The following is a 16,481-nucleotide window of genomic DNA, read 5'->3' as shown; positions in this document are numbered from 1 at the left end:
GAAAAAGAGGCATAACTGTGATCGACCAGTCTATGGTTCCGTACCTGACCGCGATCGTGGAGTCAATAGAGGACGCTGTCCTGGCCAAGACTTTCGCAGGGATCATCACATACTGGAACCCCGGAGCCGAGGTTTTGTACGGATATTCAGCATCCGAGATGGTCGGAAGACACATCTCGCTTCTATTTCCCGCCGGCCTCCCGAGAGAGTTCAATGCCATCATGCGACGCTTGGAGCATGGCGAACGCATCAAGCATTTTGAGACCGTGCTGGTTGCGAAATCCGGTAAACGCATCGACGTGTCCCTAACGATCTCACCACTCTTTAGCCGACGGGGTGAGCTCATCGGGGCGTTGACGATTGCGCGGGACAATAGCGATCGGAGACGAGCTGAACACCAACTATCGTTGCATGTCGAACGCCTCGCGCTTGCGACGGCGGTTGCCAGGATAGGCGTTTGGGAATGGGAGTTGTCGACGGATCAACTCACTTGGGATGCCACGATGTTGGCAATGTATGGTTTCGAGCCAACCGATCGGATCACTTACGAGAATTGGGCCGCCTGCGTTCATTCTGAGGACCTGCCCGGACGCGAAGCGTCCCTACGCAGGGTAGTAGAGCAAAACCTTGACGGTTCTGGGGAGTTTCGGATTGTGTCGGCTGACGGCGGTGTGAAAATTATCTCTTTTACAGAGCGAGCAGTTCTCGACGGGGCTGCGAATGTTGTACGAGTGGTCGGCGTCAATGTAGACGTCACCGAACGCAGAGCGGTCGAGGCGGCGTTGCGGAAGAGCCAAGAGCAGATGAAATACTTGGCCGAACATGATTTTCTAACCGGCCTGCCCAATCAAAGGATCCTGAACGACCGAATTGGTCAAGCCATCGAACTCGGAAGCCGTACCGGAAGAACTGTTGCACTGCTCTTTCTAGATATGGACGGCTTCAAGCACATCAACGACTCTCTAGGCCATCCTGCTGGGGACAAGCTCATTCAGTCGATATCCAAACGCCTGCTGGATTGTGTGCGTTCCTCAGACACGGTAAGCCGGCAAGGAGGAGATGAATTTATTGTTTTGCTTCCAGAAGTAAACCACCCGGAGGATACCGCGATTGCGGCGAGAAGAATGCTTGAGGCCGTAGCCGCGGTGCATTCCGTTGACGAGCACGAACTGCAAATTACAGCGTGCATTGGGATCAGCATCTATCCGGATGACGGCCTGGATGCCGAAACGCTCATCAAGAATGCCGATACTGCTATGTACAATGCAAAGGACAATGGTACTCGTGGGTACGAGTTTTTTCAGCCAGCCATGAATCTTCGAGCGGTGGAACGGCAATTTCTTGAAGAAGGTATGCGTCAGGCTCTTGAACGCGCGGAATTTGTGCTGCACTACCAGCCAAAGATCGACCTCAGAACTGGTGCTATTACTGGAGCGGAAGCTCTGATACGCTGGATGCATCCTACTCGAGGCTTGTTATATCCAGGGAACTTCATTCCTATTGCCGAAGCGTCCGGTCTTATTATTCCGATTGGGGCCTGGGTACTCCGGCAAGCGTGTATTCAAGCCCAGTCCTGGATAGGCAAAGGCCTGCCGCCCATAACCATGGCCGTAAATGTCTCCCCGGTCCGGTTTGAGAGCGAGGGCTTTCTTGAAGGCCTGTTCGCAATTCTCAACGAAACCGGCCTCGATAAAAAATCTGTTGAGATCGAGGTTACCGAAACTCTTCTCATAAGACGCCCCGAGCTAACGGCATCCATTCTCCGAACCCTGCGCGAAACTGGAGTACGGATTGCCATGGACGATTTGGGGACAGGCTACTCCAGCTTGAGCTACCTACATAATCTTCCTCTTGATGCCCTCAAGATCGACCAATCGTTTGTCCGACAGATCAGCATGGCTCCCAATCAGATCGGTATCGTAAGCGCCATCATCCTTATGGGCAAGAGTCTTAACCTGAAACTCATAGCTGAGGGAATTGAAACTGCCGAAGAACTGAAATTTCTTCAAGATCTAAATTGCGACGAAGGCCAAGGGTACTACTTCAGCCCACCCGTCCTTCCCGAGCAGTTCGCAAGACTTCACAACACTGGTGGATTTCGGATCTTTGGTGACGCCGCGAGAACTCGATCTCCGTTGAATTCATGCGACCAGATTGCGCGGGAACAGGAGCGTGATCGCAGACGCCTCAGCTAAACCTCCGCAAGTACAATATGCCTTTCACTAACGAGGCCCATAGACGGAAGAATGGTGTATCGGTACACCCAGCGTTAGAGATTTACTTGAAGAACATGGGATGGTCGCCGAACGAGACCCACGCTGAAATTACGGGAATGTTTGCCTTCGACACCATCCCGCGTATTCAGCGATTAAGTTCGTGAATGGTGTCGGCGACAGCATGGGCAGCCTGACCGGCTGCGTCCTGGACGGTGCCCGCGACTTGATCCACAACGCCCTCCGTTTCGAGTTGGTCATCGCCGGTGGCACGACCCACACCCTCTTTCAGCTTTCCGACCAAATCTCCGCCGGTTCCCTTGACTCGCTGTTTTGAACCCCAGAACGCGGTCTTCCCTGCTGCATCTTCGATATCGTCGTTGCCAGTCGCATACTGCGGACCAGGTTGGTTCAAAACAAAATAGGCGGCCAAACCGAGGCCGACACCGGCAATGAGCCAAGGAAGTGCTTTCATGATGAATTCTCCTCAACAGTGGGATGCATCTTCGAATCGTCAGCAAGCCGTTGGAGCTCTTTAAGTAGATGGTGATGGAATTGAACCTCGCTTGTGAATCACTTTGGCCAGCGTACAGTCAACGCATTAGACTTCCTGGGTGCCGATGTTGCGAGTGAATATCGGCGATCCATCGGGCGCAATGTCGCTGTCGCCAACCCATCCGAAATTCTGCGCCCGGCTCGGCTATTTCAGCCTCGTGAGCATCTCGATCTTGCGATCGGCGAATCGCAACCCCCAAGTATCGGCCATCCGGAGTGACTGGATAGGATGATTTCAATGTCCTAGCGCTTTAATTCAACACAAGCAGAAGTGAGGAATATATGTAGAAGCCATCTCAGCGGATATGGACGTTTGGCTCCGATTGATTTATCAAGCAACGGTATTAAAGATCCAAAACAAAATCCCCGAAAGGACCGCTGCCGCAGGAAGGGTGAAAACCCATGCAATAGCGATATTTCGGAGAGTAGACATTTGAAGGCCACTTCCATTCGCCGCCATCGTGCCGGCCACGCCGGACGAGAGGACATGGGTGGTTGAAACGGGCATGCCGAAGCTGTCGGCACCAAGAATGGTCACCATGGCCACCAGCTCAGCGGACGCGCCCTGCGCGTAGGTCAGGTGAGTCTTACCGATTTTTTCTCCCACGGTGACGACGATGCGCTTCCAGCCAACCATGGTTCCCAAACCCAGTGCAAGAGCTACGGCAACCTTTACCCAGGACGGAATGTATTTCGTCGACTTGTCAAGGAACCCTTTGTAATTGGTAAGCGGCTTGATATCGTCTTCAGACATTTTCGGCCCGTACTTTGGAAGCAAGCGCATTGTCTCGCTCGTGAGGTACATCTGGTTGCGAACGTTGGCTTGCATATTGGAGGGAACGCTTCCGAGAGAGCCATAGCTGACGGCCTCGTCCCGAATATCGGTGACCATTTTCTGGAGTGCGACCATCGTCGTAGGCTGAAAATCGTGGGAGGAGACAAATTTTTCAAGCTCCTGTTGAGCGTTCTGCGCTTTCGCGTTCTTATCTGTGTAGTTGCCAATTGCACCAGCTACCTGCGTTGACACTGCGGCAAAGGTCTCTACTGATCCTTTGTCTATGGTGTGATTCAGCGCGTAGGCAGTGGGAACAGTGCCAACCAGTACAAGCATGATCAGTCCCATGCCCTTTTGTCCGTCGTTGGAACCGTGAGCGAAGGACACGCCCGTGCAGGTGAGGACAAGGAGCGCCCGGATATAAAAGGGTGGCGGCTCAGCGCCTTTCGGAGCTTCATAGAGGCGAGGGTCCTTCATCACTAGTTTGAAACCGTAAAAAAGCAACGCAGCAAGGACAAAACCGATGATGGGTGAAATGATCAGGGCCTCGAAGACCTTCGTCACCTGAGTCCAGTCGACTCCATCAACACCGTTCCTGCCGTTAATGAATTGATTGGCAAGACCGACGCCGAGAATGGAGCCAATCATGGTGTGCGAACTCGATACAGGAAGGCCTCGCCACCAGGTTGCAAGATTCCAGAGTACGGAAGCAACTAACAGAGCAAAGACCATTGAGAAGCCGGAGCCCTTCGATACCTTGAGGATCAACTCGACGGGTAGAAGAGAAACGATCGAAAACGCAACCGTTCCAGAGCTGGTCAACACTCCAATGAAGTTCCACAATCCGGACCATACAACGGCGACATGGGGTTCGAGAGAATGGGTGTAAATGACGGTTGCGACTGCGTTCGCCGTGTCGTGGAAGCCATTGACAAACTCGAACCCGAGCGCAATTAAAAGAGCGATGCCAAGCAGAACATAGGGGAAGATGCTGGCTTGGTGGACTGGAGAAAGATCGATGGAGAGGCGCGTTACGATGTAGATCACACCGCCCACGAGCACGAGAGCGAATATGCCGAACCCCCATTTTGCCGGAGGGTTGTCCTTCAACTTTTGATCGAGAATGGAAGCTTGCGCTGGAGCTGCGGTTGCCATCTGAGTGAGCCCTCACTCGAGAGATGCAATCGAGAGACGGAGTTAGAGCGAGGCGTGTTAACAAGGTGTGAATTTAAGTCATCAGCCCCTCTAGCTGGATGACAGAATTCACTCTCCTTAGGATGCTCTGAGAGCCTGATTGCTCCACGACTGGGGTGGTTTCCGATTAGATAGTTCCGGCAAGGACTCGCCCAGAACCATCACCGTCATTGACCCATCGGGCGTTCGGCGGATAGCGTGCCACTTCCCTACTTCAAAGGCATTGCAGTCTAGCTTATCCGCAATCCGCTCCAGGTCGGGTCTGTACCTGCCAGCCGTTTCGACCTCAAACTGGCCGCCTGCGCCGATAGAATGAAGAAAAAAGAGGATGGGCTCCTGCATGGCTTTTCCAGTTTAATCCCGTTCCTTGACTGATGAACGCTTCGTTAGCAAATCTTTTGTTAAAGGACGATGAAAGACGTCCAGAAAGATGAACGATATAGGCGTGAAATAATCCGCGGGCATCACATACCGCTAGGAGATGCGGCATGGCAAACAAAGAGCTCAAGTCCAACGAGGTTATAGCTGCAGATGTCCTGATTAACGATGTGCTTGCATTGCTTCCCCACAGGCAACCTCAGAATCACTGTCAGCCTCTGCTTATCCGAAATCCAACTAACCCGAATGGCTCTACAGCGAATCTTAAGTAACCTGATCGGCAAAGCAATCAAGCATCACGACAGGCTTGATATGCGCATCGAATTGACAGTGAATCAGAGAGGCGACTCCTACGAATTCGCGGTCCACGACGATGATCCCGGCATTCCCACCTAGTTCCATGAACAGATCTTAAAAATGTTGCAGACGCTGCGACCCAGGGACCGGGTAGAGGGAAGGGGCATGGGCCTTCCCTTGTACCGCAAGACCGTCAAATCCTATGGCGGAGAGCTGAAGGTTGAATCAGCTGAAGGCCAGAGATGCACCTTCTGCTTTACCTGGCCGAAAGACCGGCGGTCAGGAAGAGAGGCGTGGTCGGGTGAAGATCTTGATAACACATAGCCAAAGACCGCTGAACATACTACTGCTTGAGGATGATGACGGAGATGCCCAGGCGCTTCAGCGCGCCTTTCAGAGTGCCGGCCTCAGCAATACAATCATCCGAGCGGTGGACGGGATCGAAGCGCTTGACACGTTGCGAGGGACCAACGCAAAAAGCGAAAATCATGCTGCCTAATCTGTTGCTTGTCGACCTGACCATGCCCAGGATGAATAGAATTCAGTTTATCAAGGCCTTACGCGAAGATGCGGAGCTGCATCCGTCGATCATCTTTGTCCTGACAACTTCGAAACTCGACAAGGATCGAGTAGCCGCCTACCAGTTTAATGTTGCGGGTTATATCATCAAGGACAAGGTAGCGCAGGACTTCCTCAGCCTTGTCACCCTCGTGAGTATTTACAAACGGATTGTTGAGTTTCCTTAGTGACCGCTAAAACTCTCGCCAGTTGGGGACTCGGAAACCGCTGCAATACATGCCACCAACGAATCACTCATTCGAAGCTGATGACAAAACCGCCCTGCTGAGTTAAGCATCTTTACAACAAGGTGGACGCAATGGCTCAAGTTGGTGAGTTCCGTGCTTCAAATATAGCCAGACTGGTGCTCAGCGTAGTCATATTAGTTGGCATACTGCTCGGCGCCGTAGTTTTTATTTTCTACTCGGCAGGAAATGGCCGTCTGATCGATCAGCATCCTCAAAGTATTGTGCCCTCCAAATGAGGGAGCCCTGATTCAAATGCCGTAAGGGGGAGCATATAGTCGAGAAAATGCAATTGGAACTAGTCGCCGTGGATCATGTGAGCTGTAATCAGGTCGCGGAATATTTCTCAGATGGCACCATGGCGATCTTTACGGCCAAAGAACTCGCGGCATTTTCGCTGAATAGGCTCGAGGCAGAATGCACGGCTAATTAGTACTTGAAAGTAAAGGGCCGGCGGGACGTCGCTCCTTAGGGTCACGGTTGACACGTAGGGAGCGAAAAAGTGCTAGCGACACCGTTCGTGTTGCCCGGTGTAGCAGGAAGTAACACAACCTCCCCTGACTCAGTCCCTCGCCTTGGATATAGCTCATGAATAAATGCCCTCGCTCCGAAGGCATCTTCTCATCTACCCCAGGTTAGAAAGCGAACCATTTAGCAGACTTCACGGCGCCTTTACTATCCCCCTTCTTGTCTGTGCCAACACTGCGGCAGGAGGTTGATGCGATATCTGAGTTTGTTGCGGTTCGCTGAGGCTTTGCTCCGATAGGTTTACTTTTCGATTGCAGTTGTGGAACTCAGGAGGCAACGGCTTTGAAGTATGTTCGGGTGGCTCTTGGCCCAGCCCCTTTCCGCGAAGACGGTACCGAATGGTGGCGGCGATGAAGCTTAGGAACGATGCCGCGTCTAAAAGACTATGCCGCCGTCGAGCAGGTCTGAGTCGCCGTCCTTAAAGCTCGGATAGGTGAGGATACTGGGCTGGAAGAACAGCACAGCAGCGGGAAAGACTAGATAGTGCAGGCGTCTGAGGACAGCCGAGGGAATAAACACGCTTCAATCCAGTTTCATATACAGACAGTAGGATCAGGTTCTACAAGTTATGCGAGGGTGTGTGCCACAAACAACAAAGGTTTTGATTCTCGGTGCTGGCTTCGCTGGAATTCACGTCGCAATGAAACTCGAGCGGTTGTTTCACGGAGATAGCAATGTTGAAATAACGCTGGTAAGCCGAGATAATTTTGTATTGTTCACACCCATGCTCCACGAAGTTGCAGCCAGTGATCTCGATATGACGGCTATCGTCAATCCAGTTCGAAAGATGCTGCGCCGCACACAATTTATTGCGTCGGATGTCGAATCTATAAATCTCGAAAAAAAACAGGTCACCGTATCGCATGGCCTTTGCCGGCACAAGCACGCCATCGACTACGACCATCTAGTGCTGGCTCTCGGTTCCGTTACAAATTTCTTTGGACTTGAAGGCCTTGAGGCTAGAGCCTTGACGATGAAGTCCCTCGAAGACGCTACAAAACTACGAAGTCGGATGCTTGCTCACCTTGAGGAAGCTGACCCGCCTTGTTCCGAGGTACCCCGCGCCTCGTTACTTACGTTGGTAGTAGCTGGCGGCGGCTTTGCCGGTGTGGAGACGGTTGGAGGCATGTATGACTTCATGATGCATGCGATACGTTCGTACCCAAACCTCAAGCCGGAGATGGTGCGGATGGTGCTGGTCCATCCAGGGAAATACCTCTTGCCCGAACTAGGTGAACAATTGGGACGCTACACGCAGGAAAAACTAGCTAAGCGTGGGATTGAGGTTCGGAATGGAGTTAGAGTCACAAGCATTTCGGATGAAGGCGTTGTCCTGAGTGACGGAAGCTTCATTTCGACTATGTTCGTGGTGTGGACTGCGGGTACTTCGCCGTCGCCGCAAGTATCCTGTTTGCCGTGTCAGAAACATGGTGGCCGCGTCATTACGCAACCGACCTTTGAGTTGGAGGAGTGGCCGGGTGTTTGGGCGCTTGGCGATTGCGCCAGCGTTCCGGACGGGAAGGGTGGATTTCATCCGCCAACCGCGCAACATGCTTTGCGGCAGGCCCAGACTCTGGGAGGTAATATTGCCGCGGCAATCAAGGGGACGCAGAAAAAAGAGTTCTCTTTCAGCACGATCGGGCAATTAGCGACGATTGGCCGTCGGGTCGGTGTGGCGAGAATCTTCGGATTTCAATTTTCCGGCTTCCTGGCATGGTGGATGTGGAGAACTGTCTATCTCAGTAAATTGCCGCATTGGGAGAAGCGAGTGCATGTTGCCCTGGGCTGGACATTCGATCTATTGTTTTCCAAGGACACGGTGCAGTATGTTTCATTCCGCACTCCTGGCTCCATCATGCCATTGGCTGATAGCGTGTCGGTGTCCGATAGGGTAGATACGCGTCACGGCGTTCTGACCGGCGCTGAGAAGATCTAATGAATCCTTCTTGGTTGCTGGGGGCTGTGGGGGCCATCGCATGCGTTTTGCCTTCCTGGTTGTGCATAGCGCCGACACAGCTATTCCCGGAGTTCTCCACGACTCAAGCTGAACAAGAAACTTCGCCTCATTGCCCTAATAGCCTGAAAGCTCATGAGGCTTATCTGCCGCAGACTGCGGGAGAAGATGTGATTCGCGGGGAGGTGCAGGGGGCGATGGCTACGTTGTCGGAAGGTGAGAGCAAGCTGGGGCCTAAGGATATGGGCGAGGTGATGAAGGTGGTGCAGCAGAGGATTATGGCGGAGGGCTGCGGGCGGAGGGGAAGCTGGTGAGTGAGATGGTGAAGGGGGAGCTGGCGAAGTAGGTGAAGCTGTGTCGGATTGATCAGCATCACTGAAGACCGCTGGGAGGGATAGTTGAGTTCGACTACGTTTTCTGCTGTGAAGAAGATCGGTCCGTGACTTCCATCCGGTTCTTCCTGGCGTTTCAGGTGGCTGTGCGGCATACGATAGGCACCTTTATGCCTGGGGTGGATCCCACGGCGGCGTCAGGAACATTGCGAGGCTTTTTGTGGCGGCAGATTGTTGCGCCATCGTTTGCAGGGAGCTTCTTCTTTCTGTTGTCCGGCTATGTGCTTGCCCTGGTGTATCTGCGAGATGGGCAAGATGTGGCGAAGGGGCGATTTTTCGCGGCAAGGTTTGCGCGCGTGTACCCGCTCTACCTGGTGACTCTGCTTTGGGACATCCCGGGCCTCTTGGCGGACAGGGTGGCGAGGCTGGGATGGGCGGCTGCGCTAGGCAAAACAGCGGCGACGTTCACGGCGCACCTGGTGATGCTGCAGGCGTGGTATCCCACGCGTCTATCGGGACTGGATGCACCGAACTGGTCGCTTTCCGCCGAAACGTTTTTTTATCTTTGCTTTCCTGTGCTGGGCGTTGCGCTGTGGCGACTGAGCGGCACACAGATTTGGATCGCGGCCATCTGCTTATACGGGGGTGGGCAGATAGCGGTGTGGCTGGTGCAGCCTCATCTGCAGACAGAAATGGTGATGTACAGACCGGTGCTGCATCTTTCAACATTTGCGCTGGGAGTTCTGCTCGCACGGTGGCGGGCACTGCGTGCGGAACGGAGCGAGGTTGAGCCGGTCCGGGAATGGCAGGCGAATGCTGTGCGTCGCCTCGCTTGCCGCTCTGCTGCTGGTGAACCAGTTTCCGGCGCCCTTGCCTGAGTATGACTTCTGTTTTACGGGTCTGCTAGCACCGATCCTGATGGGAATCATTTGGGCTCTTTCATCGGCGCAGATGCTGACTGCACGGATGTTGAGCGCGAGATGGCTGGTAGTACTGGGCGAAAGCAGTTATGCCTTGTACCTGATTCATATTCCGATGTTCCACATGTTTAAATTCTTGCGACTGGAGACACATCTGGCGCTTTATCCGGTGTATCTGGCATTGTGCGTAGGGCTGAGCGTGTTGAGCTTTTACTATCTGGAAATGCCGGCTCGGCGGTGGTTGATGGAGAGGTTTCACACGGGTTTCACTTCCGGTAAGGATTCGTGGCGGATTGTCACACAGTCGGCCCGATAGCGCCAATAGGGCAACTGGCCCTTCATGTGCGCCCGCTTCAGACGGCCGCCCAGGGTCATATCCGCAATTTAGGCACGGACAACCGGCAATTAAGGCTTCCGGTGGAGATTGATAGGTAGCCCCGTCTCGGGTATGGCAACGATCCGGTACAAGGGCTGTTAGCACCCGAAGTCGGCTGGAACGATGGAAATCGAACACGCGGCAACTACGAAGAGACGATATTTTGATCGTTGCTCCATACAATGCGCAAGTGGTCGACCTTGCTGAGCGGCTTCCTGAAGGCAGCAGAATCGGGCTCTGTCGCATTAACTTCACTGGTCGCAGTTCACTTGGTGGGCCGCTCGATCAGGCAGCGACAGCGAAGATGTGGAACAGCTTGTTTACGAAACGGATCTCCTCTTTGACGCGCGGCTTACAGGTGAGGCAATGCCCTCGACGGATCATACGCATCACTTCAAAGCCCTTGATCGTAGCAGCCGCGGTCCTCATCGTCTGAAAGCCTCGGGTGGGTCGGATGAGGCGCTTAAGAGCGCCATGGTCGACTTCGATGATGTTGTTCAGGTATTTGCAGGTCCGATGTTTTGTGTCTGCAGACAGCTTGACCTCGCGCTGTAGTCGGCGGATTGCTTTCGGGTAGGAACCGAGTTGGTCGGTGGTGATCGAGGACGGTGGCCAGTGGCGCATGGTCGTCAGCGCTTTTCCCAAGAAACGATGGGCTGCCCGAGTATTGCGGCGATCTGCCAACATGAAATCAATCAAGCGGCCATGCTTGTCGACGGCCCGAAACAGGTACTTCCACCGACCGCCGACCTTCACATACGTCTCGTCTACGCGCCAGGAGCTGGTTCGGTAGCCTTGGTACCAGCGCACATGCTGATCGCCTTCAGTCCCGCAGGCAAGATGGAGGCCTGCTTTGGGGACCCTAACGGTCCAGCCTCCCTACTGAAGAGCCGCGTCCTTCCGCCACTATGGCATGGAGTACGTTGGACCTTCGCCGTTCAGGAAGTGGTAGGCGTCTCCGTTATCGAAGCGCGTCCCTATAGTGAACCGCTGCCGAAAGCCGAAGTCGTGTTACTGGACCTGCTTTTGCCGCCAGATTGGGCGCCCGAGAGATGGGTTTGAGCGACACGAAACGCCAACGTGGAACAATACGAGGATGGTACCGAAGCCCAAACCGTCTAAGCGTGACTCCATCCTCGACGCGATGCTCGATCTCGTCGTCGAGCGCGGCTTTCACGATGCTCCCATGTCTCTCCTGTCAAAGAGATCCGGTGCCAGCCCTGGCGTCATCTACCACTATTTCGGGAGTAAAGAACAAATCATCCAGGCGCTCTACGAACGTATCCGCGCACTCAAGATTCAGGCGTTCCTCGGCGGTTTCTCGCCCGACCAAGATCCCCACAATACCTTTCTAAGAGGTTGCCTTAACATCTATAACTTCTATCGTAAACACAAGCGGGAAATGCGCTTTTACGAGCAGTATGAGCACGCGGGCTTCGCCTGTACCCATGATGCCAAGCAGGAGGATGAGCGTGCGAAAGCCTACGCTCGATGCTTTTCCAGCAAGTCCAAGGGCGGCGTCCTTAACGAATGGCCTGCAGAGGTTGTCCAGGAGATGACCCTCAACCTGGTCATACGTCTCGCCAGCCAGCCTCGCAAACTCCCCGAGCCCCTCTTATTGGAGATCGCCGAAGGCATGTGGCAGATAGTGAAATCCAAAGAATAGAACGAACGTTCGATCTATTATGTATACTTTACCCATGAGTCAAGATCTCATTCTAGTTACCGGCGGCTCGGGCTTCGTCGCCATCCATTGCATTGACCAACTACTTCGCGCTGGATACGACGTCCGCACTACAGTTCGGTCGCTTACACGCGAGCCCGAAGTCCGCGATATGCTAGAAAATGCGGGCAGTCCGCGGCGCGACGCCCTGCGCTTCGTTGAAGCCGACCTCACTCACGACAAAGGCTGGGTCGAAGCCGTCATTGGCTGCCGCTTCGTTCTCCACGTCGCCTCGCCCTTTCCGCCGTCGGCTCCCAACCATGAAGACGACCTCATCATCCCAGCCCGCGAAGGAGCCCTTCGCGTCCTGCGCGCCGCCCGCGACGCCAGTGTCGAACGTGTCGTCCTGACATCCTCATTCGCCGCCATTGGATACGGCCACATGCCGCAGACCGCTCCTTTTGACGAAACTACTTGGACGAATGTCGACGCGCCCGGTATCAGCGCTTACGCCAAGTCGAAGACTCTCGCAGAGCGCGCAGCCTGGGACTTTATCAAGCATGAAGGCGGTAACCTGGAGCTTTCTGTGGTGAACCCCGTCGGCGTTTTCGGACCTACCTTCGGCCCTGACTATTCAACTTCTATCCTTATCGTGCAGCGCCTCCTCGACGGAGCCATTCCAGTCTGTCCGCGAATCGGTTTCGGTGCTGTGGATGTCCGAGATGTGGCCGACCTGCATCTCCGCGCTATGACCAACCAGGCTGCAAGAGGCGAACGCTTTCTGGCTGTTGCCGGGAAGTCCCTCTCCCTACTCGACGTGGCAAGGATTCTTAAGATTCATATGGGCCCAGTCGCGCGTCGAGTTCCCACACGCGAGCTTCCCGACTGGATTGTGCGCTTTTCCTCTCTTTTCATCCCAGATATGAAGGCCATCGCCCCCGAGTTGGGAAATAGGAAGAACGTCTCCAATGAGAAAGCGAAGCGCATCTTGGGTTGGATTCCCCGCACTAACGAGGAAGCGATCACCGCCAGTGGAGAAAGCCTTGCCAGCCTCGGCCTAGTGAAGACGTAATTCAGTCTTCTGCGTCCACCGCTTCGACCTGCTCGCGAAGCCGGCTTAGTGCAAATTGCCAATGTACTTATTAACTAGCGATGAGCAACGACGAGCATTACGTGGCAAGTGCAGCGTTGCAGCGGCAGCGGCATATCGGTTTATCCAGCATGTGTCGGACGGAAATGTTGTCGTCAGTGGTTCTTCGGTCGAGCGACGGGTGGAACCTCCCTCCAGCGTCGGGAATAGGACTGCACCTGGCAATGCCAATAAGTTCCTTATCAAGGATACGATGGATCGGATGGGCCGCAACCTCGATGATCTTCGCAAGATCCTGTTGGGCTTGACGGAACGCGGTGTACGAGTGGAGTTCGTGAAAGAGAGCCTGACCTTCACAGGGCAGGACTCCGCAATGTCCAAACTACTTTTGAGTGTCATGGGAGCATTCGCGGAGTTCGAGCGTGAGCTGATACGTGAGCGCCAGCGAGAGGGAATTGCGCTGGCGAAGCGCGCGGGCGTCTACAAAGGCCGGAAACGAAGCCTGCCGGTCGACAAGGCGGCCGAGTTGAGACAACGTGCGGCGGCAGGCGAACAAAAGGCCGCCCTGGCCCGCGAGTTCGGCGTGGATCGAGCGACCGTCTACCGGTATCTCAAGAGAGCACAGCGATGAAAAAGCCGAAACAAGTTGCGATGCACTGCCGCTGTGGGAATCCAAAGATTCTCGCTCGGGGCCTCTGTTCTACGTGCTACACGCTGAAGCGGCAAGATGCCGAATACTTCGGCGGTCTCCGTGAACAGGTACTGCAGCGGGACGACTACCGGTGCCGGGCTGCGGGGCGTCGGGAAGGCGGAAGCGCTCTATTGTTGTGCACCATCGTAAACCGGGGATCTCAGAGCTGGACCTGATGATTTCTCTTTGTCCGAGCTGTCATGCGAAAGTGGAGCGCACACAGATCGTACTCAGCGGGATGACGCCGCTGCTGTTGGAGCTGTGCGCTCCTCGCGGGATCACTCATTTTCTGTCTTGCCCGATGCGTAGCTTGGTTTCTATCGCCAACTTTAGAAAGGCTCTAATCCGCCGCATCCCTGCTCTCGAAATTGGTGTCCCACAAAGGGTAAGTTTTGACCCATCGCATCCTGCCCTGTTTTCAATGCTGCGCATCATTTGCGAGCGTGGTGGCGCAGTTTCCCGAAATGAGTTGCACTGCTGTCAGGCCCTCAACAAAATTACTGCCGTCCATCTCGACGCTGCGCTATCACCACTCCACGGGGCGTTGAGAGAAGTACCGCCGAAATCAGCCCTTCCGCTTCCATCCGCAGTGCTGCTTCGGGCACCAGCTTGAAATGCGAACTTGCGTCATGGATCACCAACACCCCGCGTGGATCGAGTTGCGGCAACAGTCGTTGTATCTCCGCCTCGCGATTCGCCAGATGGCTGTCGCTGTAGAGCAGATCGATGCTCCCGTCGATGACGGTTTCCAAGCTCGATTCCAGCCGCGATTCAATCCAAGGCGCCAAACCGGAATCCTCAAACCGCTTCACGGCCCGCGCATGAATTGACGCGTCAAACTCGACTGTAATCACTTTTCCAAAGCCATTTTCCTTCACGCCCTCAGCAAGTTTGACCGTCCCATGCCCCAGGAAGGTACCGGTTTCAACTACCAGCTTCGGCTTCAGCGTCGTGACCAGTGTCTTTAGAAGTTCCAGCACCTCGACTTCCGTCGTTTGCGAGTCCAGCATCTTCCACAACTCCGGCTGCGGACACTCAGGTGTCGCCGGCGTGTATTCAGGCTGCGTAAATTGTTCATCATCCGCTACCCGCTCCAATATGCGCAGCCCTTCATACCTTTTTATAAAGGGCGGTACTATCGTAAGGACGATCCCGGCCCCGGCGACCAGCGCGGTAAGCAGATAAAAGTGGTCGTTACCTCCACGATTTTGCTTTATGAACTCAGTCGCCAAAACTATTATTCAACAACACGAACTCGTGCCAAGACTGTCCTTCCAATAGCACGTCGTAGATGGATATTCCTTCGGTGAGGTAGCCCTGAGGAGAAACATTCATCAACTCGACCCCCAGAACTGAAATCTCGTGCTGAGTACACAAAACGAGAGCATCCAAAACCTCCGGGAACAGAAACATTGGTTCATCCCTACAGTGTTGCCGCAGGCTAAGCCTAGTACCGGTTCGAGCGTCTTAAAATCGTTGGTCATGGTTGTACCAAGCTACGCTCTAATGGCTAGGATGAGCCTTGCCCGGCTTGCCGGCCGGTTTGGTCTCGGGAGCCGGAGCGGGTGTGGCGATCTGCTGCTGAATAGTTTCCAGTCGATCATCGATGTTGCCGAGATCCCGAATAAACAAGAAGTAGCTGCCGGTCACGCCGAGGGCAATCCCCATGACGAGCACGACTGCGACCGTGGTCCAGCCTTGAAGCTTTGCCGTGCTGCGTACCTCCCTCATGACACTCTGAGCCTGAATGGTCGCGTAACGTAGATCCTCGATCGGCTTCTTAAATGCATCCTCGACGGGCCACTTGAGGTCTTCTTTGATGGACGCATGTACTCCCCTTTGGGGACACTTCAAGAAAGGGAAATTTACGTACTCTAAGGATTTGCCCGCGCTGAACCTAAACAGCTTACAGTGTTCATCTTCCTGCTGTTGTAGCCAAAACGAGAGTTTTCAGGACGAACCTCAAATACCCTTAGGATGACAATTTTTGGCCCAAAAGCGTCCCATAACCCATCCGAAATTCAATGTCCGGATAAGGGAGCCTTCCAGGATCGCGCTTCGTTCCCTCGGCAGACCTAAACGTACATAAAATTCCCTATCTTGAGGCGTCCCCAATTGAGGCAAAGCGGGCAAACTGGCGAGGAAGGCATTTATAGAGACCCAAACGTCAGAAAGGATTACCCGCAAGCCTACGAGGGACCCCAGCTGAACGAGATTGGTGCGTCTACGTTAAGAATGTTGTGGACAGGACAAGCATGAGCTGCTGTTTCCAACTTGCGCTGGTGATCGTCCTCAAAGACACGGGGGACGTTCACATGAACTGAAATCTTGACGATCCTGCGCGGTGCGTTCGCCATTTCCTTCTCTATGCTAGCCGTCGCTCCAGTGAGGTCGATATCAAGCGAACGCGCCATGATGCCCATAATGCTCAAAATGCAACTTCCTAGAGACACAGACAACAATTCACTCGGCGAGAAGCTCGTACCGTCCCCATGATTGTCTTTAGGGGCATCCGTTACAACAATGACGCCTGACTCCCTATGTTTAGCGCTGCAGCGTAAAAAACCCTCGTACTCCACAGTTGTTTCGCTCACTTGCCAAGTCCCTCAGAGTTTTCGCTTTTTCAGACGTATAGGTAAGGCGCCGAGGAACATCGTCGCATTTGGGTATACGCAATTAGTACATGTTGATTGCAGCTCTTTAGCGTCCTAA

Annotated in this window: 19 protein-coding genes and 1 pseudogene; 13 read left to right on the top strand and 7 right to left on the bottom strand. The window is 54.1% G+C overall.

Annotation, left to right across the window (positions count from 1 at the left end; all coding sequences use genetic code 11):
- Nucleotides 1-17 precede the first annotated feature (17 nt).
- Nucleotides 18-2,195, top strand: a complete 2,178-nt coding sequence (locus ACPOL_RS21615) for a sensor domain-containing protein (RefSeq protein ID WP_150133091.1) — start codon at nucleotides 18-20, stop codon at nucleotides 2,193-2,195.
- A gap of 166 nt (nucleotides 2,196-2,361) precedes the next feature.
- Here ACPOL_RS21615 and ACPOL_RS21610 read toward each other — a convergent pair whose 3' ends face one another.
- Nucleotides 2,362-2,688: a CsbD family protein gene (locus tag ACPOL_RS21610; protein ID WP_114208893.1), complete on the bottom strand. Its 327-nt coding sequence runs from the start codon at nucleotides 2,686-2,688 to the stop codon at nucleotides 2,362-2,364.
- A gap of 411 nt (nucleotides 2,689-3,099) precedes the next feature.
- Nucleotides 3,100-4,698 (bottom strand): inorganic phosphate transporter, encoded by a 1,599-nt coding sequence (locus ACPOL_RS21600; RefSeq protein WP_114208891.1) that lies wholly within the window; start codon nucleotides 4,696-4,698, stop codon nucleotides 3,100-3,102.
- Nucleotides 4,699-5,283: 585 nt separating this feature from the next.
- Between ACPOL_RS21600 and ACPOL_RS35755 the strand changes: the two are divergent.
- The 4 genes and pseudogenes from ACPOL_RS35755 to ACPOL_RS33695 all read left to right on the top strand — a co-directional run bounded on the left by ACPOL_RS35755 (nucleotide 5,284) and on the right by ACPOL_RS33695 (nucleotide 6,648).
- A pseudogene (locus tag ACPOL_RS35755) lies at nucleotides 5,284-5,736 on the top strand (ATP-binding protein).
- Nucleotides 5,714-5,911 carry a response regulator gene (locus ACPOL_RS34255; RefSeq protein WP_236656936.1) on the top strand — a complete coding sequence of 66 codons (198 nt, stop codon included), beginning with the start codon at nucleotides 5,714-5,716 and terminating at the stop codon, nucleotides 5,909-5,911. Before ACPOL_RS35755 ends, ACPOL_RS34255 begins: the two are co-directional and overlap by 23 nt.
- Nucleotides 5,901-6,158, top strand: coding sequence for a response regulator (locus ACPOL_RS34250; RefSeq protein ID WP_201758923.1), 258 nt, complete (start codon nucleotides 5,901-5,903; stop codon nucleotides 6,156-6,158). Before ACPOL_RS34255 ends, ACPOL_RS34250 begins: the two co-directional genes overlap by 11 nt.
- A 343-nt stretch (nucleotides 6,159-6,501) precedes the next feature.
- Nucleotides 6,502-6,648: a hypothetical protein gene (locus ACPOL_RS33695; RefSeq protein ID WP_161557501.1), complete on the top strand. Its 147-nt coding sequence runs from the start codon at nucleotides 6,502-6,504 to the stop codon at nucleotides 6,646-6,648.
- A 470-nt stretch (nucleotides 6,649-7,118) separates the two neighbouring features.
- Here the strand turns inward: ACPOL_RS33695 and ACPOL_RS33690 are convergent, their stop codons facing one another.
- Nucleotides 7,119-7,262 carry a hypothetical protein gene (locus tag ACPOL_RS33690; RefSeq protein ID WP_161557500.1) on the bottom strand — a complete coding sequence of 48 codons (144 nt, stop codon included), beginning with the start codon at nucleotides 7,260-7,262 and terminating at the stop codon, nucleotides 7,119-7,121.
- Nucleotides 7,263-7,323: 61 nt separating this feature from the next.
- On the opposite strand from ACPOL_RS33690, the gene ACPOL_RS21575 reads away from it, so the two are divergent.
- The 4 genes from ACPOL_RS21575 (at nucleotide 7,324) to ACPOL_RS21560 (ending at nucleotide 10,265) form a co-directional block, all read left to right on the top strand.
- Nucleotides 7,324-8,679, top strand: a complete 1,356-nt coding sequence (locus ACPOL_RS21575; protein ID WP_161557499.1) for an NAD(P)/FAD-dependent oxidoreductase — start codon at nucleotides 7,324-7,326, stop codon at nucleotides 8,677-8,679.
- The gene (locus tag ACPOL_RS21570) at nucleotides 8,679-9,011 is read left to right on the top strand and encodes a GatB/YqeY domain-containing protein (protein ID WP_236656935.1); all 333 of its coding nucleotides are present in this window, start codon (nucleotides 8,679-8,681) and stop codon (nucleotides 9,009-9,011) included. The genes ACPOL_RS21575 and ACPOL_RS21570 overlap by 1 nt, the downstream gene beginning before the upstream one ends.
- 125 nt (nucleotides 9,012-9,136) lie before the next feature.
- Nucleotides 9,137-9,907, top strand: coding sequence for an acyltransferase family protein (locus tag ACPOL_RS21565; RefSeq protein WP_114208886.1), 771 nt, complete (start codon nucleotides 9,137-9,139; stop codon nucleotides 9,905-9,907).
- Nucleotides 9,843-10,265 (top strand): acyltransferase family protein, encoded by a 423-nt coding sequence (locus tag ACPOL_RS21560; RefSeq protein ID WP_114208885.1) that lies wholly within the window; start codon nucleotides 9,843-9,845, stop codon nucleotides 10,263-10,265. Before ACPOL_RS21565 ends, ACPOL_RS21560 begins: the two co-directional genes overlap by 65 nt.
- A gap of 345 nt (nucleotides 10,266-10,610) precedes the next feature.
- Here ACPOL_RS21560 and ACPOL_RS21555 read toward each other — a convergent pair whose 3' ends face one another.
- A complete protein-coding gene (locus tag ACPOL_RS21555) occupies nucleotides 10,611-11,135 on the bottom strand; it encodes an IS6 family transposase (RefSeq protein ID WP_114208884.1) in 525 nt (174 codons plus the stop codon).
- Between ACPOL_RS21555 and ACPOL_RS21550 the strand changes: the two genes are divergently transcribed.
- From ACPOL_RS21550 to ACPOL_RS21535, 4 genes are all read left to right on the top strand, one after another.
- Nucleotides 11,121-11,387 (top strand): hypothetical protein, encoded by a 267-nt coding sequence (locus tag ACPOL_RS21550; protein WP_150133090.1) that lies wholly within the window; start codon nucleotides 11,121-11,123, stop codon nucleotides 11,385-11,387. The two genes, ACPOL_RS21555 and ACPOL_RS21550, sit on opposite strands and share 15 nt — an antisense overlap.
- A 34-nt stretch (nucleotides 11,388-11,421) precedes the next feature.
- Entirely contained in the window at nucleotides 11,422-11,991 is a 570-nt protein-coding gene (locus ACPOL_RS21545) for a TetR/AcrR family transcriptional regulator (protein ID WP_114208882.1), read from the top strand.
- Between the two features lie 34 nt (nucleotides 11,992-12,025).
- Complete coding sequence (locus ACPOL_RS21540) at nucleotides 12,026-13,060, top strand: SDR family oxidoreductase (protein ID WP_114208881.1); 1,035 nt, start codon at nucleotides 12,026-12,028, stop codon at nucleotides 13,058-13,060.
- 61 nt (nucleotides 13,061-13,121) lie between these two features.
- Nucleotides 13,122-13,709 carry a recombinase family protein gene (locus tag ACPOL_RS21535; RefSeq protein WP_114208880.1) on the top strand — a complete coding sequence of 196 codons (588 nt, stop codon included), beginning with the start codon at nucleotides 13,122-13,124 and terminating at the stop codon, nucleotides 13,707-13,709.
- Between the two features lie 557 nt (nucleotides 13,710-14,266).
- Here ACPOL_RS21535 and ACPOL_RS21525 read toward each other — a convergent pair.
- The 3 genes from ACPOL_RS21525 to ACPOL_RS21510 form a co-directional block, all read right to left on the bottom strand.
- Complete coding sequence (locus ACPOL_RS21525) at nucleotides 14,267-15,001, bottom strand: O-methyltransferase (protein WP_236656934.1); 735 nt, start codon at nucleotides 14,999-15,001, stop codon at nucleotides 14,267-14,269.
- Nucleotides 15,002-15,272: 271 nt separating this feature from the next.
- Entirely contained in the window at nucleotides 15,273-15,623 is a 351-nt protein-coding gene (locus ACPOL_RS34965) for a hypothetical protein (protein ID WP_114208878.1), read from the bottom strand.
- Between the two features lie 335 nt (nucleotides 15,624-15,958).
- Entirely contained in the window at nucleotides 15,959-16,348 is a 390-nt protein-coding gene (locus tag ACPOL_RS21510) for an OsmC family protein (protein ID WP_414633387.1), read from the bottom strand.
- Nucleotides 16,349-16,481 lie beyond the last annotated feature (133 nt).

It is taken from the genome of Acidisarcina polymorpha, from assembly GCF_003330725.1.
Lineage (GTDB): Bacteria > Acidobacteriota > Terriglobia > Terriglobales > Acidobacteriaceae > Acidisarcina > Acidisarcina polymorpha.
Note: the sequence above shows the minus strand (reverse complement) of the source record. Positions and strands in the feature narration are given on the sequence as shown.